The organism is Serratia sp. DD3, assembly GCF_000496755.2.
In genome coordinates, this window is the sequence record NZ_AYKS02000053.1 from 77,370 (window position 1) to 97,699 (window position 20,330).

The window sequence follows — 20,330 nt, forward strand, 5'->3', positions numbered from 1 at the left end:
GCAATATGCCTCTGCCATCTTTTAATAAGAGAGATCTAAGAGCAACTTTATCCGGGCAGCCTCGCCGCACTTACCACCTGATGGCTATCCAACGTGGGGCTAAAACCAGGCCTCACGACCTCTGTTCAGAAGACTTACACCACAGCATTAGTCAGCGTGTTTAGCTGTTGCACTATACCGACATGATAGCACTGTGACAAAAAAGTAAAACAGACGGTCGATGGGAAATTGTTGGCAATTCAATAAGTAGAAAGCAAGATGCTGGATAGTAAAAAAAGATCTTGCGCAATTTTTGCTATCCGGCCCATAGCCCGTGTTGATGGTTGGGCGTAATATGCTGATACCTTGGCTATTTTAAGTTATAGAGAACAGTCATTGCTGGCACTGCTGCTTATACTTTGCAAAGTGAAGCACCAGGGATAAGTGAATGATATGCAGGTGGAGTGCGCTCTTCTCTGCCGCTGAGGGAGTTTTCAAGGAAATACTTTCTTACTAATAACAATGAGGATGGTTATGTATAAAGTGACGATGTTGGCAGTATTGCTTGCAGGGGCGCTCAATGCGCAGGCAGCTATGGTCTATACCGGGGATAAAATTGATGGTCATCCGGTGATCAGCAAGTTGGATGTCGATGACCTACAGGCAGGTAAGGTTTACCGTTTTATGTTCCAAGGGGCGAGTAACGGCATTGGCCAGCATTGGTATGTGCCAGTTTTAGTGGCGAAAGGGGCGACGCCGGGTCCTAAACTGGGTCTGCAAGCGGCGGTGCATGGTGATGAACTGAATGGTATCCGAGTCATACAACAGGTGTTTGAACAGTTAAACCCGGCAGAACTGAAAGGGACTGTTGTTGGGGCGCTGGGTGCCAACCCAACGGGTATGCTGGCGAATAATCGTAATTGGCAGGTACCAACAGATGGCGGTTATACGGTTGATTTTAACCGCATCTGGCCGGGTAAAGAGAAAGGTAACCCAGCTGAACAGCAAGCTTGGTTGTTGTGGAATAATTTGTGGGCCGGTAATGCAAATCTATTTGTCGATATGCATACTCAGAGCACCGGTACCGAATATCCCCTGTTTATCTATGCCGATTACCGTAACCCGCAAGTGAAGAAAATGGCTGAACTGTTCCCGGCGGATCAGATTAAAGCCGATCCCGGTGAAAAAGGCACGGTAGAAACCACGTTTGTCGAACAGAAAATTCCTGCTATTACCCTCGAAATTGGCCAGCCAAAACTTTATCAGCCAGAACTTATTGCACGCAGCCTTACTGGGGTGCGTAACCTGATGGTTGATCAAGGGATGACTCCAGGCAAATTAGGGGCGACTGCGAAAGAGCAAAAAACCTATATCGGCAATGAGATGACTTCAATTAGAGCTGAGATGGGTGGGTTTGCTGAAGTTCTGGTGAAAGTCGGGGATTCCGTGGTTAAAGGGCAGAAAGTTGCGGTGCAACGTAATGCTTTTGGCGATATTCTTCGTGAATATACGGCAACTCAAACTGGCAAGGTATTGGCCATTGGCAATGATCCGCTGCGTGAGTCTGGTGCTTTGCTGGTGCGTATCCTGTTTACCAACCCAGATGCCAAGTGTGCAGACGGTTGCTAATAACTGATTGATAGCGCACAGGTTTAAAACAACTGAACCTCATCCCTGAGGTTCAGTTAGAGTGGCATCACTTCGTTAGCCAGCCGCCGCCTCCCGTAGGCGCTGCTTGATTTTGCTGTACTCCTGCTGAACAAAATATTCCGCTTGCTCCTGATCCTTGATCGTTTCGATCTGCACCGCACAATATTTATATTCCGGTGTTTTGGTAATCGGGCTCAGGTTTTCTGCCACCAGTTCGTTACAGGCACCAATCCACCATTGGTAGGTCATATAAATGGCCCCCCGGTTTGGACGGTCACTGACATTGGCACGGGTGATGACCTTACCTTGACGTGAGCGCACCCACACCAGTGCCTGATCTTCAACCCCCAGGCGTGCGGCGTCTTCAGTGTTGATCTGCGCGTATCCTGGTTCATCAGCCAATGCCACCAGTGCCTTACAGTTACCGGTCATCGAACGGCAAGAGTAATGGCCCACCTCACGCACGGTAGAGAGCACCAATGGGTACTCGTCACTGACCTGATCGATGGGGGGGGCCCAGTCACAGGTAAAAAACTCGGCTTTGCCACTGGGGCGTGAGAATTTCCCTCCCTGATACAGGTAAGAGGTTCCCAGATGTTCCAAGGTAGGGCAAGGCCATTGAATGTAGCCTAAGTCCCCCATTTTCTCGTAGGTGGCACCGTAATAGATTGGGCACAGTTCACGCAGCTCGTCCCAGATTTCCTGCGTGTCGTTGTAGTGCATGGGGTAACCCATAGCGGTAGACATCAGGCTGATAATCTGCCAGTCGGTCTTCACATCACCTACGGGTTCAACGGCTTTATAGAAGCGCTGGAAGCCACGGTCTGCAGCGGTATACACCCCTTCATGTTCCCCCCAGGAGGTTGCTGGGAAGATAACATCCGCAATGGATGCGGTTTTGGTCATAAAGATATCTTGCACGATCAACAGTTCCAGTTTTTCAAAGGTTCTGCGGATAGTGGCAAGATCAGGCTCCGTCTGTAGTGGGTCTTCCCCCATAATGTAGTGGGCTTTGAGTTTGCCATGGTCAATATTGTGTGGCACTTCACTCAGGGCATAGCCAATTTCGGCAGGCATGGCGGCGATACCCCAGGCCTTGGCGAATCTTTCCCGCGCTTGTGCATCTGTGACCTGGGCATAACCCGGCAGGGTATTGGGTAATGCCCCCATATCACAGGCACCTTGCACGTTATTCTGCCCACGTACCGGGTTGACCCCCACATTGGGTTTACCCAGATTACCCGTCAGCATCGCCAGGCTGGTGAGTGACCGCACGGTTTCCACACCCTGATAGAACTGCGTGACACCCATGCCCCACAAGATAGTTGCCGTAGGTGAGGTGGCATACATCCGCGCAGTATCACGGATCTGCTGGGCGCTAAGCCCGGTAGTTTTCTCAACCGACTCTGGCGGGTACTTGGCGACGATAGCGCGATACTCATCAAACTGTTCGGTATGATTTTCAACAAATGACTGATCGTACAGATTCTCTTCAATGATCACATAGGCGAGGGCATTGAGCAGGGCAATATTGGAGCCGTTTTTCAGCGGCAAATGAATATCTGCAATACGCGTCGTTTCAATATAGCGTGGATCGCAAACAATAATTTTTGCCCCTTTATCTTTCGCCTTAAGAATACGGCGAGCGACAATAGGGTGAGAGTCTGCGGCGTTATAGCCGAAGACAAAAATACATTGTGTGTCCTCAATCTCAACGATTGAGTTACTCATGGCGCCGTTACCGACCGAACGCTGCAGACCTGCAACCGAAGGGCCGTGTCAGACACGCGCGCAACAGTCGATATTGTTAGTACCGACCGTAGCGCGCGCAAATTTTTGCATGATGTAGTTGGCTTCGTTACCTGGTCCACGTGAAGAGCCGGTGGTCATAATGGCATCAGGACCGTACTTTTCTTTGATGGCGAGCAAACGTGAACTGGCGAACTCAATAGCCTCTTCCCAAGAGACCGACTCCAATTTTCCGCCACGTTGCCGACGGATCATCGGCGTTTTCAGGCGCGGAGTCAGGATCTTGGTATCGTGAACGAAGTCCCAGCCGTAATATCCTTTTAGGCATAACTCGCCCTGATTGGTCACACCATTTGCACCTTCGGCTTTGATGATTCTGCCGTTGTCTACTACCAGATTGATTTTGCAACCTGAGGCGCAATAAGGGCAGACCGTGATGACTTTCTTCATCTACAGCACTCCTTTTTTATTGCCATTGGGAAGTACAGTATTCGCCTTCCCGACCCATCACTACGGCGGAGAAACCGCCAGTGATAAAAAAATCTTCACACTTATTTAGCATAATCAGCACCCGCATAATTTGATATGGATTGGTCTCTGGGCTGAATTTTGGCTAAAACTCACTCAAAGTAACTCAAAACTGTCAACGTTACCCGACGCGGATAACTGGCGATAAACCTGTTGGACTGCTTGCGATACCTTTTCGGTGATTGGAAAATAAAACGCCACAACATCCGGTTGAATACCAAGAAAAATCACTTCTTCAACAACCGACTTGCTGGTGGTAAATGGCTGTTGGCAGCAACGGCAATTCACCAAGGTAAACGTAGCGCGTGTATAGAGGTCGGCTTTCTGCATCACCGCCATTTCAAACTCTTCGCTCAGCGTCTGGGGCTTAAGCGCACGACCTTGTTGTCGCGTATGAAGAAATGGGGGATCTCGGTGAATTAATAATAAAGTGGCAAATTTCGGTCGCCTTACGTTTTCCATCTTATGGATTTATGGTGCCTGCGACCGAATCAGGGGCCAAAGGCGTGGCCCCTATTATCAGGTTTAGGTCCTCAGGTTTAGCTTAGAGTTTGGCTATCTCCACCAGATTGGTATGTTGTGGATTACCCTTGGCCAGGGGAGAAGGGCGCTGATTGGTCAGGATATTCACACTGCCACCGTGATCGACCTTGTCGCCAAACATATCCGCTGTCAGCCAGGCTCCTTGGCCCATGGCGGTGACGCCGGGCATGATCCTGGGTGTGACCTTCGCTTGTATCTGCGTTTCTCCACGGTCATTAAACACCCTGACGCGTTCGCCATGTTTGATACCGCGCGCTTTAGCATCAATGGGGTTGATCCAGACTTCCTGCGGGCAGGATTGTTGCAATACATCGATATTGCCATAGCTGGAGTGGGTTCTGGCCTTGTAATGGTAGCCAAAGAGTTGTAGCGGATATTTGCTACGTATAGGGTCTTGCCAACTTTCGAAACCGGCTGCATATACTGGCAAGGGATGGATCACATCCTCTTTCGCCAGTTCCCAGGTGGCGGCAATTTCCGCCAGCCGTTCGGAGTAAATCTCAATCTTGCCAGACGGTGTTTTCAGTGGGTTTGCCTGTGGATTTTCCCAGAACGCTTTAAAGGCCACAATATGTCCTTCCGGTGCTTTACGCTTATAGATACCGACCGTTTTCATCTCTTGATAAGTGGGCATTTCTGGATTGCGTTCACGGGTTTTCTCACACAGATACTCGATCCACTGCTGCTGGCTGCGCCCTTCGGTGAAGAGGGACTCGGGCTCTTTACCCAGTCGTTTAGCCACTTCGGAAAGAATTTCGTAAATAGGGCGGCGTTCAAACTTAGGTGAGGTGGCGGGCTGACCCAGGATCACATAGCCCATATTGCCGGCAGACTCATGAGAGATCAGGTCTTCCTGTTCGGTAGGCATCAAGTCTGGTAGCAAAATATCGCAATATTTGGCGGAAGAGGTCATAAAATGCTCAATGCCGACAATCATCTCGCATTTACTGTCGTCCTGCAGGATCTGGTGGGTGCGGCTGATATCACCATGCTGATTGATCAGGGTATTACTGGCATAACACCAGATAAATTTGATCGGCACATCCAGTTTATCTTTGCCACGGATACCATCACGCTTGGCGGTCATCTCCGGGCCACGAATAATCGCATCGGTCCAGGTATAAACAGAGATTTTGGTTTTTACCGGGTTGGTGAGCATGTCGAACCATTCCACACCAAGATCAAACGTGCCTTCACGGCAGCCAGTATTACCGCCGTTAATCCCTACGTTACCGGTTAAAATCGGCAGCATAGCGATTGCCCGGGCGGTTTGCTCCCCGTTGGCGTGGCGCTGTGGTCCCCAACCCTGGCAGATATAAGCCGGTTTGGTCATGCCGATTTCACGGGCCAATTTGATGATGTCCGTGGCAGGAATACCGGTGATCTGCGCTGCCCATTCGGGGGTTTTGGCGGTGCCATCTTCACCTTGGCCAACAATATAGGCTTTGTAGTGGCCATTCTTGGGGGCGCTGGCCGGCAGCGTTTTTTCATCATAGCCGATGCAATAGTTATCCAGAAATTCTTGGTCCACCAGATTTTCGGTGATCAGTACATAGGCCATACCCGCCACCAAGGCCGCATCAGTACCCGGGCGGATTGGCACCCATTGGTCTTCACGGCCAGCGGCGGTATCGGTATAACGTGGGTCGATCACAATCATCTTGGCGTTGGAGACGGCTCGGGCCTGCTCCAGATAATAGGTTACGCTAGCACCACTCATGCGGGTTTCAGCCGGGTTATTGCCGAACAAAACCACCAGTTTGCTATTGGCGATATCATCCGGGCTATTACCCTCTTGCGCGCCGTACAAATAAGGCATGGCAGCGGTGATTTGCGCGGTGCTGTAACTGCCGTAGCGGCTGAGGAAGCCACCACAGGAATTCATCAGGCGGTAGGGCACATTGGAGTTGGTGATATTGCCACCATCTACCCCGGTGCCATACAACACATGTACCGCCTCATTACCGTATTGCGCCAAGGTTTGCTTCAGTTTGCCGCTGATGGTATCCAGCGCTTCATCCCAACTGATAGGTTTAAATTTACCTTCACCCCGTTTGCCGACGCGTTTCATCGGGTATTTCAATCGGTCCGGATGGTTCATCCGGCGGCGAATAGAGCGCCCACGCAAGCAGGCACGTAATTGATGATCGCCATATTCATCGTTACCGGTGTTGTCACTTTCAACCCAGTAGACTTCATCATCGCGTACATGCAAGCGTAGTGCGCAGCGGCTACCGCAGTTGACGGTGCAAGAGCTCCAGACCACTTTATCTTGCGGAGCCGTGGCATTGGCGGTGGATTCGGCCGCCACCGTTTTACGGAAAGGTAACACCATGCCTGAGGTGGCGGCGAGCAAACAGCCAGTGGCACTGCCTGCTTTAATTAACTGACGGCGGGTAACGGTGTGATGTAACAAGTCTGGGACTTTGTTCTCGTTCATATTGGTTATCCCTGCGGTAATTATCTTATTTTTGAAGGGGACTTATTTTTCTAGTAACAGATTTTTCTAATAACAGACTCTAACTCGAAGCTACTGACAAATTGTTGACCCAAACGAGCATTAGATAAAAAACCGGTTATTCCGCGCTGGAAATCAGTTTGGTCAACAGCGGTAATCCTGAGTGATAAGCAAGCTAAATATTTTTTGCTGAAGCGATCTTACTCATGTTACCGGAAATATTAATTTTTACCGCACTAAAGGTTGATAAAGATCAACCTGCTCCCGGCAGTAAACGACCAAAAATTGTCCACCTGCTTATACCCAGATTGATTCAGGTTGCAACCAACATCCCGGTAGCGTGAATACCGGCGGGTATAGGGATTTTTGTGGTATTGCAGTTATTGACAGGGGATAGACAATGACCAGGGAAAACGAAACATTTTTCCGTAATGGCGTGAATCGCCGTGACTTTATGAAACTGTGTGCGGCGCTCGCTGCCACCATGGGGCTAAGTAGCAAAGCCGCCGCCGAAATTGCCCACTCGGTATCCTCACCGCAACGACCGCCCGTTATCTGGATTGGCGCCCAGGAGTGCACGGGATGTACTGAATCATTATTACGTGCCACTCACCCAACCATTGAAAACCTGTTGCTGGATGTTGTTTCAATGGAATATCACGAAGTCCTGTCAGCAGCGTTTGGCGAACAGGCGGAAGAAAACAAACACCGAGCCATTGAACAGTATCAGGGCAAATATGTGCTGGTGGTTGATGGCTCAATCCCGATTAAGGACGGGGGGATTTACTGCATGGTGGCCGGCAAACCGATTGTCGAGCATATCAAGCAGGCGGCGGAACATGCTGCGGCGATTATCGCCATTGGTTCCTGTGCGGCTTGGGGAGGCGTCCCTTCTACTGGGGGGAACCCCACGGGAGCGGTTAGTTTGCAGGAGGTATTACCCGGTAAAACGGTGATCAATATCCCCGGCTGCCCACCTAACCCGCATAATTTCCTGGCGACAGTGGCACATGTTATTACCTTTCGACGACCTCCGGCGCTGGATGCCAAAAATCGACCCGAGTTTGCCTATGGCCGCTTGATCCACGAGAACTGCGAACGCCGCCCACACTTTGATGCTGGGCGCTTTGCCAAACAATTTGGTGATGAGGGTCACCGACAGGGCTGGTGCTTATTCCATCTTGGCTGTAAAGGGCCAGAAACTTACGGTAACTGTTCGACGCTGGAGTTTTGCGACATTGGCGGCGGTATTTGGCCGGTCGGCATTGGTCACCCCTGCTATGGCTGTAACGAGCAGGGGGTGGGCTTTACTAAAGGAATTGCGCAGTTGGCCAATGTGGAAAATCCAACGCCACGCAATGCTAAACCCGCGGTACTGGCCAGAGAGGGCGGGCATGTCAGCCCTACCGCCGTTGGGTTGTTAGGGGGCGTCGTCGGTTTGGCTGCTGGAGTGAGCCTGATGACAGTGAGAGAACTGGGGCGGCAACAGAAGGCGCAGCGTAAAGACGATGAGCCGCCGCGCAAGGAGTAAATAGTGAACCGACGTCACTTTTTAAAACTGGCCTCAGGCGGTGCGATGCTGGCAGGCGTTGTGCCTCGCGTACAGGCAGGGGCGGAAAATAAGGCCCCGATCCCCAATGTATTAGGGATGTTGTATGACTCAACCTTATGCGTAGGGTGCCAGGCTTGTGTCAGCCAGTGTCAACGACTCAATCATAGCGATGAACCGCATGGTGAAACCTATGCCTATGCCGGTACCGCGGCAACCTGGTCGAATAACGATAAACTCAGCCCCTATACCAACAATATTATTCAGGTATGGACCAGTGGCGATGGGCAGCATAAAGACCAGGTGGACAATGGTTATGCCTATATCAAAAAACAGTGCATGCATTGTGTCGATGCCAACTGCGTTTCCGTCTGCCCGGTGCAGGCGTTACGGAAAGACCCAAAAACCGGCATTGTGCACTATAACCCCGATGTCTGCACCGGTTGCCGTTACTGCATGGTGGGCTGTCCATTCAATGTGCCGAAGTATGACTACGACAATCCGTTTGGTCAGATCCACAAGTGTGAACTGTGCAACCAGAAAGGGCTGGAACGGCTGGATAAGGGCGGCCTGCCGGGATGCGTTGAGGTCTGCCCAACCGGGGCGGTGATTTTTGGTACCCGTGAACAGCTGATGGCTGAGGCCAAGCAGCGTCTGGCCGCCACACCAGGAGAGAATTACCGCTTCCCACGGCAAACCTTACAGACTGGTGACAACTATGAGCGCCCATTGGCCCATTACCAGCCGCATCTGTATGGCGAACACGAAGGGGGAGGCACCCAGGTATTGGTACTGACCGGGGTGCCTTTCGAAAATCTGGGCCTGCCGCCACTGGATGATCTGGCCACCGGTGCGCGTTCTGAGCATGTACAGCACTCGTTGTATAAAGGCATGGTGCTGCCGTTTGCCGCATTGGCAGGGATCACCTTCCTGGTTCAACGCAATACGCGTCATGAATCTCAGAAGAAGAAGGAGGATGAGCATGACGACGTATAAAATGCAGCCCCTTGGCGGGCGGTTGGTCAGTTGGCCGGTGATGTTGCTGGCACCTTTTGTGGTGTTGTGCCTGCTGTTGATCCTCAAACGTCTGGTATTCGGGTTGGGAGCGGTATCTGACCTGAATGGCGGTTTTCCCTGGGGGGTCTGGATTGCCTTTGATCTGTTGGTGGGGACCGGATTGGCGTGTGGCGGTTGGGCTTTAGCCTGGGCGGTGTATGTCTTCAACCGGGGTGAGTACCATCCGTTGGTGCGGCCTGCGCTGTTAGCCAGCTTGTTTGGCTATGCGCTCGGGGGGCTCTCCATCACCATTGATGTCGGCCGTTATTGGAACTTGCCTTACTTCTATATTCCTGGCCATTTCAATACATCGTCGGTGCTGTTTGAAACCGCCGTCTGTATGACTATCTACATCGGCGTGGTGGCACTGGAGTTTGCTCCGGCACTGTTTGAGCGCCTGGGCTGGAAGGTTTCGCTCAAGTGGCTTAATAAGGTGATGTTCTTTGTTATCGCGCTGGGAGCGTTGTTGCCAGCTATGCACCAGTCGTCAATGGGTTCATTGATGATTGCGGCAGGTATCAAGGTGCATCCACTGTGGCAAAGCTATGAAATGTTGCCGCTGTTTTCGCTGCTGACCGCCGCTATTCTCGGTTTTTCGATTGTGATTTTCGAAGGGTCATTGGTGCAAGCCGGGTTACGGGGCAAAGGAGCCAATGAAACCCCACTCTTTAGCCGTTTGACTTACACCATCGACATCATCCTGCTGTTATTTATTGTCTTGCGCTTTGGCGAGCTGATTTGGCGTAATAAAACGGGCTATCTGTGGCATCTCGATCGCTTCGCCATCTCGTTTTGGCTAGAGATTTTACTGATGTTACTGCCACTGTTGCTGTTCCGTTGGCAACGCAATCGTAGCGACTCACGCCTGCTGTTTATTGGTGCGTTGAGTATGGTCTGCGGGGCCTCGTTCTGGCGGTTAAATTACTCGCTACTGGCTTATGACCCCGGCAGTGGTTATGGCTACTTCCCGACCGCCAGTGAACTGTTGATCTCCATTGGCTTTGTGGCAATTGAAGTGTGTGCGTACATCCTGTTGATCCGGCTATTGCCGGTGCTACCTGCACGCCAACACCCGCATAAAAACAATCATGAAAACAATCATGAAAACAAACCATTAGAGTTAGAGGTGGAACATGAGCCAACGCATCACCATTGATCCCGTTACCCGCATTGAGGGACACCTGCGTATTGATTGCGAAATTGAAAATGGCCTGGTAACCAAAGCCTGGTCTTCCGGCACCATGTGGCGGGGTATGGAAGAGATTGTTCAGGGCAATGACCCGCGGGATGCCTGGATGATCGTGCAACGGATTTGTGGTGTTTGCACCACCATTCATGCTTTGGCTTCGGTCCGTGCGGTAGAGAATGCGCTGGGTATGGAAGTCCCGGTCAATGCCCAGTACATCCGCAATATCATTATGGCTGCCCACAGTATTCATGACCATATTGTGCACTTCTATCAATTGTCGGCCCTGGATTGGGTCGACATCACCTCTGCGTTGCAGGCCGACCCACAAAAGGCGGCTGATTTGCTCAATGGCGTGTCAAGCTGGTCATTGAACAGTGCGGCCGAATTTAGCCGGGTGCAGCAGAAGATTAAAGATCTGGTGGACAGTGGCCAGTTAGGTATCTTCGCCAACGGTTACTGGGGCCATCCGGCGATGGTGTTACCACCAGAGATTAACCTGATTGCGGTGGCCCACTATCTGCAAGCCTTGGAGTGCCAGCGCGATGCTAACCGCGTGGTGGCGCTATTGGGCGGCAAAACCCCGCATATTCAAAACCTGGCGGTAGGCGGGGTAGCTAACCCGATTAATCTCGATGCCCCCAGCGTTTTGAACCTCGAGCGCCTGATGTACCTGAAAAGTTTTATTGATCGCCTGGGCGACTTTATCGAACAGGTTTATCTGGTGGATAGCGCGGTGATTGCAGCACATTACCCCCATTGGTTAACCATTGGCAAAGGGGCAGATTGTTATCTGTGCGTACCGGAAATGCCCACCGACCGTAAGGGGCAGCAATTTCTGTTACCGGGGGGATATCTGGAAAATGGCCAGTTCCGCCCAATAGCTAACCAGTATGATGATTATCTGATTAAAGGGATTGAGGAGAGTGGCAAGCACGCCTGGTATCAGGATGATAAACCACTAGCGCCGTGGGAAGGGTTGACCCGGCCGAATTACACCGGCTGGCAAGAGGATGGTAAGTACTCCTGGGTGAAATCCCCCACCTTCTACGGCAAGGCGGTGGAAATGGGGCCTCTGGCCTGGTTGTTGTGTAGCCTGGAAGCGAAACATCAACCGACGCAGAACTATTTTGCCCAGGTTAGCCGGACCTACCAAACCCTGGCTGGCAAGCCATTAACCGCAGAGCAATTACCTTCTACGCTGGGGCGGATTGTCGGACGAGCAATACATGCCTGTGTATTACATGGTACCTTGAATCAGCAGTGGCATGCGCTGGTGAGTAATATTGGCAGTGGTGACCATCAAACCTTTATCCCGCCGCAGATCCCGTTAACCGGTGAAGTGCGCGGTGTCGGCTTTATTGAAGCCCCCCGGGGCGCACTTTCACACTGGGTGGTGATTAAGGATGGCAAAATTGCCAACTACCAAGCGGTGGTGCCTTCAACCTGGAACGCCGGGCCGCGTAATTACAATGACGAGCCTGGCCCTTATGAACGTGCGTTGGTGGGAACACCAGTAGCGGATGTCGCTAAACCGCTCGAGGTGATCCGTACCATTCACTCCTTTGACCCTTGCATGTCATGTGCTGTGCATATTGTCGACACCACCGGCAATGAAGTGACGAAAGTCAAGGTGTTGTAATGAGAATATTGGTATTAGGAATAGGCAACCTGTTGTTAAGCGATGAAGCGGTGGGGGTGCGCATCGTTGAAGCATTGGAGCAGCGCTACTGTTTACCGGCCTATGTCGAGGTGCTGGACGGTGGCACCTCGGGAATGGAGTTGATGGAGGCGATGGCCGATCGCGATCACCTGATTGTGGCGGATGCGGTGCTGACCGGCAGTGCGCCAGGCAGTGTTGAAGTGCTGCATGATGAGGAGATCCCGGCGATGTTTACGCGCAAGGTTTCACCCCATCAACTGGGGCTTTCTGACGTGTTGATGGCATTGCGGTTGACGGATGAATTCCCCCAGCGGTTAACGCTGGTGGGCGTGGTACCCGAATCATTACAACCGGGTATTGGCCTGACCACCGTGGTCAGCCAGGCAATTGAACCGGCATTGGCACAGGTTCTGGTGGCGCTACAACACAGTGGGGTGGTAGTGCAACCCAGAGAGGTGGCTGATGCAATCAGCGAATAGTGGTTTTCAACTTAATCCTGCTGCACAGTTGGAATGTGCCTTTCAGCAAGTTGGTGATGGGGAAATGGCTCAGTTGCCCTTTTTCCAACCCCAGATTCCGGTGCGTGCCTGTGGTTTTCAGCTCTTTGAACAACAATGGATTGGTAGCTTGTTGACCCCGTGGATGCTTAGCTTACTGGTGCTGCCTGGCCCTGAGCAAACCTGGCAGCAGCGGGCAGTAGGGGATAAATTGGCCTTGGTCCTGCCTTGTGGCAACGTGAATTTTACCGTGGGGCAAATTGAGGGCTGCGGGCAGTATCTGGCCTCGTCGTTAATGTCACCCCTGGCTCCCCATCTGAGTGCGCAACAGGCAGTGACCTTGGCGGAACACACCGCGCGCATGGCACTGGCGTTACCGGTGGTAAATAGCACCATTCCCAGCAATCCGAAGCGCCGGGCGTTGTTACGTTTACCATTAGGGAAGGGTGTTAATGCATGAAATCAGCTTGTGCTTGAGTACCATGGAGTTGATAGAGCAACAAGCCCGACAGCACGGTGCCAAACGGGTGACTGCGGTCTGGCTGGAAATTGGCGCACTTTCCTGTATTGAGGAACAGGCTTTGCGTTTCAGCTTTGCCAGTGCCAGCCGCTATACGCTGGCTGAGGGGTGCCACCTGCGGTTGAGTTATCAACCCGCTCAAGCCTGGTGCTGGGATTGCAGCGCCAGTGTGTATATAGAACAACATGATGCCGGCTGCCCACAGTGTGGTGGCCATACACTGCGTGTTGAGAGTGGCGAAAGCCTGCGACTCAAGCAGATAGAAGTAGAATCATTTTGAGGAGTGAACCAAACCATGTGTACAACTTGCGGTTGCGGCTTGGGAGAGAAAAGCATCGAGGGTGATGAACATCATCATCACGATCATCCTGAAGATCACCATCACGACCACCACCATCACGACCACGGCCACCATCATCACGGCCACCACCATGGCGAAGCACATCAGCATCAAGGGCCTGCGGCGGTGGTGATCAATCATCATCACTATTATTACCATCAAGGTGATGTCCACCACCATTATTCAGGCGTGCCTGCAGCGGAGCCTTTTACACCTGAAGTTCAGCCCGATACGCAAGATCTGCACTATGGACAGGGTGCTGCCGGGAACCATGCGCCGGGTATGACACAACGCCGCCTGGTGCAGATTGAGCAGGATGTTTTGAGTAAAAATAACCAGTTGGCGGCGCATAATCGTGAACATTTCAGTGCCCAGCACATTCTGGTGCTGAATCTGGTTTCCAGCCCTGGGTCCGGTAAAACCACCTTGCTGACGGCCACGCTGCAACGCTTGGCAAGCAAAGTACCTTGCGCCGTGATTGAGGGTGATCAGCAAACCAGCAATGATGCAGAGCGCATTCGTGCCACTGGTGTCCCGGCGATTCAGGTGAATACCGGTAAAGGTTGCCATCTTGATGCACAAATGGTGCATGATGCGGCCCATCGCCTGAAATTGCAGCATAACAGCCTGCTGTTTATTGAGAATGTCGGCAATCTGGTGTGCCCTGCCAGCTTCGATTTGGGGGAGCGGCATAAAATTGCTGTGCTGTCCGTCACCGAAGGGGAAGACAAACCACTCAAGTACCCGCATATGTTTGCGGCTTCGAGCTTGATGATCATCAACAAGATTGATCTCCTGCCTTATGTGAATTTTTCTGTTGAAAAATGTATTGAATTTGCCCGTCAGGTGAATCCAGACATCCAGGTGATCACGCTTTCAGCCGTTAGTGGTGAAGGGATGGAACTTTGGTTGAACTGGTTGGAGGCACAGTAATGTGCATTGGCATACCCGGTAAAGTGACCGCCGTGGGTGAGGATATTCACCAATTGGCTTGGGTGGATGTATGCGGGGTGACGGTGCGCGTGAATATTGCGCTGGTTTGTGAAGGGTCTCCGCAGGTATTAATCGGCCAGTGGGTACTGATTCATGCCGGTTGTGCCATGAGCCTGCTTGATGAACAGGAGGCGCAGGAAACCTTGGCGGCGTTGCAGCAGATGCAGCTCGTCGGCTTTGAACCCCTGGCAGGAGAGACTGATGTAGGAGAGACTGATGCGCTACATTGATGAGTTTCGTGACCCGACCTTATGCCACTCACTGTTGCGGCGCATCGAGCAATTAATGTTGTCGTTACCACCGGGGCAACACTTGCCGCTACAAATCATGGAAGTGTGTGGCGGGCATACCCATGCGATTTTCAGATTTGGCCTTGATCAGTTGCTGCCGGATAACCTGGAGTTTGTACACGGGCCGGGTTGCCCGGTGTGTGTATTGCCGATGGGCAGAATTGATAGCTGCCGGGAAATTGCCGCCCATCCAGAGGTGATTTTCTGCACCTACGGCGATGCGATGCGTGTTCCCGGCCGTAATGGCTCATTACTGGATGCCCGCCGCCATGGTGCGGATATCCGCGTGGTCTATTCCCCACTGGATGCCCTGCAACTGGCGAGTGAAAACCCACAACGCGAAGTGGTGTTTTTTGGTATCGGGTTTGAAACCACCATGCCAGCCAGTGCCTTGACCTTGCAGCAGGCTCGGCAGCGTAACTTGCGCAATTTCAGCCTGTTTTGCCAACATATTATTTTGATCCCGGCGTTGCGTTGCCTGCTGGAGCAACCGGATGTGCGTATTGACGGCTTTTTGGCACCGGGCCATGTCAGCATGGTATTGGGCATCGCCCCTTATCAGTTTATTGCTACCGATCATCATAAACCGTTAGTGGTCACTGGGTTTGAACCGCTGGATATACTGCAAGGGCTGGTGATGTTACTGGAACAATTCCGTGATGGCCGTTGCGTGGTGGAAAACCAATACCGGCGTATTGTGCCGGATCAAGGCAACCTGTTGGCTCGGCGGGCGATAGACGAGGTATTTTGCCCGAAAGAGAACAGTGAATGGCGTGGCCTGGGTGAGATACCGCACTCAGGTATGCAAATTAAAGCGGAGTATGCGGATTTTGATGCCGAACTACGCTTTAAACCGCAAGCCCAACGTGTTGCCGATGATCCCCGAGCCCGTTGCGGCGAGGTGTTGACTGGCCGTTGTAAACCCGATGCGTGCCCGCTATTTGGTCAGCAATGCACACCAGAGAATGCTTTTGGTGCCTTGATGGTGTCATCCGAAGGGGCCTGTTCCGCTTATTACCAGTATCGAAGAGAGAACGCATAATGCGCCAAGAAAACAGAGAGCGGGAAATTACCCTAGCCCATGGCAATGGGGGGCGTGCCATGCAGTCCCTGATTGAGGAGCTGTTTTTATCGGCGTTTGCCAACCCGGCGTTGAATGCGCGGGAAGATCAGGCGCGTATTGCATTAAGTGAGCTCTGTGCCGGTGGTGATCGCCTGGCGGTGTCCACCGACAGCTATGTGATTGACCCGATTTTTTTTCCAGGTGGTGATATTGGCAAACTGGCGGTGTGTGGCACCGCGAATGATGTGGCGGTCAGTGGTGCGCAACCGCGTTATTTAAGTTGTGGCATGATCCTGGAAGAGGGGCTGGCCTATAGCACCTTGCAACGTATCGTTCAATCGATGGCCAGCACAGCACAACAGGCGGGTATAGAAATTGTTACCGGTGATACCAAGGTGGTCCCTCGTGGCGCGGTAGATAAAATTTTTATCAATACCACCGGGTTTGGTGTGATCCCAACAGATGTTCACTGGGGAACCGAGCAGATCCGCCAGGGGGACAGCATTATTGTCAGCGGTACCTTGGGCGACCATGGGGCGACCATTCTCAATCTGCGCGAGGGGTTGGGGCTGGAAAGTGATCTGGTTAGCGATTGTGCCTTGTTAGCCCCGCTGATTGCCCCTTTGCTGCCGATTGCCGGTGTGCGTGCGTTGCGTGATGCCACTCGTGGCGGCGTCACAGCGGTATTGCATGAGTTTGCGGCAGCCAGCGGTTGCGGTATGGCAATTAATGAAAGCGCCTTGCCGGTAAAACCGACAGTGAGAGGCATTTGCGAGTTACTGGGGTTGGATGTACTTAACTTTGCCAACGAAGGCAAGTTGGTGCTGGTGGTGGCACCGGAAGCCGAGGCCGAAGTACTGGCCGCGTTGCATCAGCACCCTCTGGGGCGAGAGGCCGCCGTGATTGGCCATACCACAGAAAAGCGGCGGGTTTGCCTGACCGGGTTGTTTGGGGTGACCCGCACGCTGGACCTCCCGTTGGATGAACCTTTACCGAGAATTTGCTAGTTGGCGTAGTTGGCGTAGTTGGCGTAGTTGGTTTAGATGGCGTAGTTGGTTTAGCTGGCTAGGGCATTTTGCTGAGCTTGAATGATAACGGGGACGACAAGAAGGGTAGGATGGTCCATAGCGAAGCGCTGGAACAAGATACCATGCTTGGTGATAACGGCCTGCGCCTGCGAGTCAAAGGCAAAGTGCAAGGCGTGGGGTTTCGCCCTTATATCTGGTTATTAGCCCAGCGGTTTAATCTGCGTGGTGAAGTCAGTAATGATGGTGCTGGTGTGGTGATCTGTTTGTGGTCATCCCCTGACATTGCGGAGTTTTTACGTATTTTGCCGCTAGAGTGTCCCCCGTTAGCCCGTGTTGACAGCATTATCTCGCAACCTTTTTGCTGGCAGCAGGAGCCAAAGGACTTTGCCATTGTCAGTAGTGGGGCCGGGCCATTGGGTACTCATATTGTGGCAGATGCCGCCACGTGTGCCTGCTGCTTGCAGGAATTGAACTCACCCAGTAACCGGCGTTATCACTATCCCTTTATTAACTGCACGCATTGTGGCCCACGTTTTACCATCATTTATCGTATGCCCTATGATCGCCCCAATACTTCCATGCATGCTTTCCAGCTGTGCGCGCAATGTCAGGCCGAGTACCAGAACCCGGCGGACCGCCGATTTCATGCGCAACCCAACGCTTGCCCAGTTTGCGGCCCACAGCTTTGGCTGAGTGACGGGCAAGGTGAGGTGATGGCAACCGCAGATCAAGCGGTGCAAATGGCGGCACAAGCGCTGCTGGCGGGGAAGATTGTCGCGGTGAAAGGGATTGGTGGTTTTCATCTGGCTTGTGATGCCACCAACCCGCAAGCGGTGCAGTGCCTGCGTTTGCGTAAATATCGCCCAGCCAAACCGTTGGCGGTGATGGTACCTGATACCAACTGGTTGCAAGCCTGTGTTCAGGTGGCAGAAATCAGCGAGTTACTTCAGGTGCTGCAGAGCCCGGCAGCACCAATAGTTTTGCTGCCAGAACACCCACAGAGTCCGTTGTGTGCAGAGATAGCTCCCGGGTTAGGTGAGATTGGCGTCATGTTGCCTGCCAACCCCCTGCAACACCTATTGTTGCAACAAGTTGCTCGCCCATTGGTGATGACCTCGGGCAATCCTGCGGGGAAACCCCCGGCATTAACCAATCAACAAGCGTTGTCACAGCTTGCCGGGATTGCCGACCTTTGGTTGCTGCATAACCGCGAGATCGTTCAGCGGGCAGATGACTCTTTGTTGCGGCTCACTGAGCAGGGCACCGAGATGCTACGCCGGGCGCGGGGTTATGTGCCAGATGCCATCACCTTGCCCCCTGGCTTTACTGCTCAGCCGGCTGTTTTGGCCTTGGGTGCCGATAACAAAAATACCTTCTGTTTGTTATGGGATGACCAGGCGGTAGTAAGCCAGCACTTGGGATCATTAGGTGATGAAGCGACCCAACAACAGCAGCAACAATTGATCGCGCTATTTGGTGAGATGTATGGCGTTACCCCTCAGGTTGTGGCGGTTGACGCCCACCCTGGCTATCTTAGCCATCAACAGGGGAAAGCCTTGGCTAAGCAGCAGGGGATCCCCTGTGTGGAAACCTTTCATCATCATGCGCATTTGGTCGCCTGCCTGGCGGAACATGCCTGGCCGCGTCATGGTGGCAAAGTGATTGGTTTGGCACTGGATGGATTGGGTTATGGCATGGCGGGTCAACTGTGGGGCGGCGAGTGCTTGCTGGTGGATTATCAACACTGTGAACATCTCGGCGGCTTGCCAGCGGTGGCATTACCGGGGGGAGACTTGGCAGCACATCAACCCTGGCGCAATTTGTTGGCGCAGTTTTTACGCTTTGTGCCAGATTGGCAACAGTTGCCGGAAGCCAGTGCGCTGCCGCAACCGCAAGCGACCACCTTGGCTCGGGTGATTGAGCGGCGCATCAATTCACCTTTAGCCTCTTCTGCCGGGCGCTTGTTTGATGCAGTGGCCGCGGCGTTGCGGATTGTTCCAGCGCAAATATCCTGGGAAGGGGAAGCCGCCTGCCAACTCGAGGCCTTGGCACACCAGGGCCATCATGCTAACCCACCGGTGACGTTGCCTTTGCTTGGTAACCAGTTGGACTTGGCCACTTTCTGGCGGCAATGGCTGGGTTATCGTGCCTCGCCTGCCCTGCGTGCTTACGCTTTTCATTGGGCACTAGCACAGGGTTTTGCGCAACTGGCACGGAGTGCGGCAGATAAGCAGGGTATTGATACCGTCGTCTTGTCTGGTGGGGTATTACATAACATCTTGTTGCGGCGGTTATTAGTGCAACAGTTGGCGGGGTTACAGGTTTTGCTGCCATCACGTTTGCCTGCGGGCGATGGCGGGGTGGCGTTAGGGCAGGCGCTGATTACAGCAGCCGGCTATCACTTATTATCGGATGATAAGAAGGAGTCTATACCTGAGTTTAATCAGTAATCATGGATTTTAACGTTAACCTATCCAATCAACCTCTGGTTGCAAGGGTAAAACTATTTTGGTGATCACAATGCGTATTATTGTCAAAACTATGGCTGTATCTCTATTGGCGCTATTCCCGATGTTGGCTTTGGCTCATGTAGGGCATGATGGTGGTACTCATCATGTGTTGAGTTTTACTGAAGGTTTTATCCACCCACTGACCGGGATGGACCATCTGGTTGCCATGATCCTGGTAGGGATCTGGAGTGCCATGAATACTCGGCAATGGTGGTTGGCACCGCTGGCCTTTGCCGCTTTATTATTGATGGGGGCGTTGGTGGGGATGGCCGGAGTGACGCTACCGGGCACTGAACTGATCGTGGCGGGGTCACTACTGGGTATCGGCCTGATGGTAGCCCTGCAACTGAAATTGTCGGCGATCAGTGGCGCGTTGAGCATTGGTGCTTTTGCGGTTTTCCATGGTTTGGCACATGGCGCCGAGCTTTCTCACTCTGCCGCTGCACTTTCTGGTATGGTGATTGCCACGGTATTACTTCATCTGTGCGGTTTGGCGATCGGTTATCTGTTGGCCTCTTCGCGTAGCCACATCCTGTGGCCCCGTTTGATTGGCGGTGGTTCATCATTACTGGGCATTGGCTTGCTAAGCGGTTTGTTTTAATAGCGGTAATCGCGTTATGGATAGAGGGAATGGGGCCTAGTCAGAGCCCCATTTTTGTTGTCTTTATTTAAGGACGGCAAATTGAGCGCGCAATAGTTAAAAACAGATGAAACAATAGGTTAAGATG

At 52.5% G+C, this 20,330-nt stretch carries 16 protein-coding genes and 1 pseudogene; 14 read left to right on the plus strand and 3 right to left on the minus strand.

The features are described from left to right. Nucleotides 1-513: 513 nt before the first annotated feature. Nucleotides 514-1,608: a succinylglutamate desuccinylase/aspartoacylase family protein gene (locus IO95_RS10190; protein WP_023490442.1), complete on the plus strand. Its 1,095-nt coding sequence runs from the start codon at nucleotides 514-516 to the stop codon at nucleotides 1,606-1,608. Between the two features lie 75 nt (nucleotides 1,609-1,683). Here the strand turns inward: IO95_RS10190 and fdhF are convergent, their stop codons facing one another. From fdhF to ynfF, 3 genes and pseudogenes are all read right to left on the minus strand, one after another. Beyond that, complete coding sequence (gene fdhF / locus IO95_RS10195) at nucleotides 1,684-3,828, minus strand: formate dehydrogenase subunit alpha (protein ID WP_081878550.1); 2,145 nt, start codon at nucleotides 3,826-3,828, stop codon at nucleotides 1,684-1,686. 174 nt (nucleotides 3,829-4,002) lie between these two features. Then, nucleotides 4,003-4,263 (minus strand): annotated as a pseudogene (locus IO95_RS26455) (hypothetical protein); the annotation flags it as partial. A gap of 187 nt (nucleotides 4,264-4,450) precedes the next feature. Next, nucleotides 4,451-6,889: a selenate/tellurate reductase subunit YnfF gene (gene ynfF, locus IO95_RS10210; protein ID WP_023490438.1), complete on the minus strand. Its 2,439-nt coding sequence runs from the start codon at nucleotides 6,887-6,889 to the stop codon at nucleotides 4,451-4,453. Nucleotides 6,890-7,307: 418 nt separating this feature from the next. On the opposite strand from ynfF, the gene hybO reads away from it, so the two are divergent. From hybO to IO95_RS10280, 13 genes are all read left to right on the plus strand, one after another. Next, nucleotides 7,308-8,438, plus strand: a complete 1,131-nt coding sequence (hybO, locus tag IO95_RS10215) for a hydrogenase 2 small subunit (protein WP_023490437.1) — start codon at nucleotides 7,308-7,310, stop codon at nucleotides 8,436-8,438. Nucleotides 8,439-8,441: 3 nt separating this feature from the next. Continuing rightward, a complete protein-coding gene (gene hybA / locus IO95_RS10220) occupies nucleotides 8,442-9,452 on the plus strand; it encodes a hydrogenase 2 operon protein HybA (protein WP_037385137.1) in 1,011 nt (336 codons plus the stop codon). Continuing rightward, entirely contained in the window at nucleotides 9,439-10,668 is a 1,230-nt protein-coding gene (gene hybB, locus IO95_RS10225; protein ID WP_023490435.1) for a Ni/Fe-hydrogenase cytochrome b subunit, read from the plus strand. Before hybA ends, hybB begins: the two co-directional genes overlap by 14 nt. Next, on the plus strand, nucleotides 10,646-12,340 hold the full coding sequence (hybC, locus tag IO95_RS10230) for a hydrogenase 2 large subunit (protein ID WP_023490434.1): 1,695 nt from the start codon (nucleotides 10,646-10,648) through the stop codon (nucleotides 12,338-12,340). Before hybB ends, hybC begins: the two co-directional genes overlap by 23 nt. Further along, a complete protein-coding gene (locus IO95_RS10235) occupies nucleotides 12,340-12,840 on the plus strand; it encodes a HyaD/HybD family hydrogenase maturation endopeptidase (RefSeq protein WP_023490433.1) in 501 nt (166 codons plus the stop codon). The genes hybC and IO95_RS10235 overlap by 1 nt, the downstream gene beginning before the upstream one ends. Next, entirely contained in the window at nucleotides 12,824-13,318 is a 495-nt protein-coding gene (gene hybE, locus IO95_RS10240; RefSeq protein WP_023490432.1) for a hydrogenase-2 assembly chaperone, read from the plus strand. Before IO95_RS10235 ends, hybE begins: the two co-directional genes overlap by 17 nt. Continuing rightward, nucleotides 13,311-13,658, plus strand: a complete 348-nt coding sequence (gene hypA, locus IO95_RS10245) for a hydrogenase maturation nickel metallochaperone HypA (RefSeq protein ID WP_023490431.1) — start codon at nucleotides 13,311-13,313, stop codon at nucleotides 13,656-13,658. Before hybE ends, hypA begins: the two co-directional genes overlap by 8 nt. 15 nt (nucleotides 13,659-13,673) lie before the next feature. Continuing rightward, nucleotides 13,674-14,651, plus strand: coding sequence for a hydrogenase nickel incorporation protein HypB (gene hypB, locus IO95_RS10255; protein ID WP_023490430.1), 978 nt, complete (start codon nucleotides 13,674-13,676; stop codon nucleotides 14,649-14,651). Then, nucleotides 14,651-14,941: a hydrogenase maturation factor HybG gene (gene hybG, locus IO95_RS10260; protein ID WP_023490429.1), complete on the plus strand. Its 291-nt coding sequence runs from the start codon at nucleotides 14,651-14,653 to the stop codon at nucleotides 14,939-14,941. Before hypB ends, hybG begins: the two co-directional genes overlap by 1 nt. Further along, the gene (gene hypD / locus IO95_RS10265; RefSeq protein WP_023490428.1) at nucleotides 14,928-16,043 is read left to right on the plus strand and encodes a hydrogenase formation protein HypD; all 1,116 of its coding nucleotides are present in this window, start codon (nucleotides 14,928-14,930) and stop codon (nucleotides 16,041-16,043) included. Before hybG ends, hypD begins: the two co-directional genes overlap by 14 nt. Further along, nucleotides 16,043-17,071: a hydrogenase expression/formation protein HypE gene (gene hypE, locus IO95_RS10270; protein WP_023490427.1), complete on the plus strand. Its 1,029-nt coding sequence runs from the start codon at nucleotides 16,043-16,045 to the stop codon at nucleotides 17,069-17,071. Before hypD ends, hypE begins: the two co-directional genes overlap by 1 nt. A gap of 110 nt (nucleotides 17,072-17,181) precedes the next feature. Next, nucleotides 17,182-19,542, plus strand: a complete 2,361-nt coding sequence (hypF, locus tag IO95_RS10275) for a carbamoyltransferase HypF (RefSeq protein ID WP_023490426.1) — start codon at nucleotides 17,182-17,184, stop codon at nucleotides 19,540-19,542. A gap of 70 nt (nucleotides 19,543-19,612) precedes the next feature. Continuing rightward, on the plus strand, nucleotides 19,613-20,203 hold the full coding sequence (locus IO95_RS10280; protein WP_023490425.1) for a HupE/UreJ family protein: 591 nt from the start codon (nucleotides 19,613-19,615) through the stop codon (nucleotides 20,201-20,203). The last annotated feature ends 127 nt before the right edge of the window (nucleotides 20,204-20,330 follow it).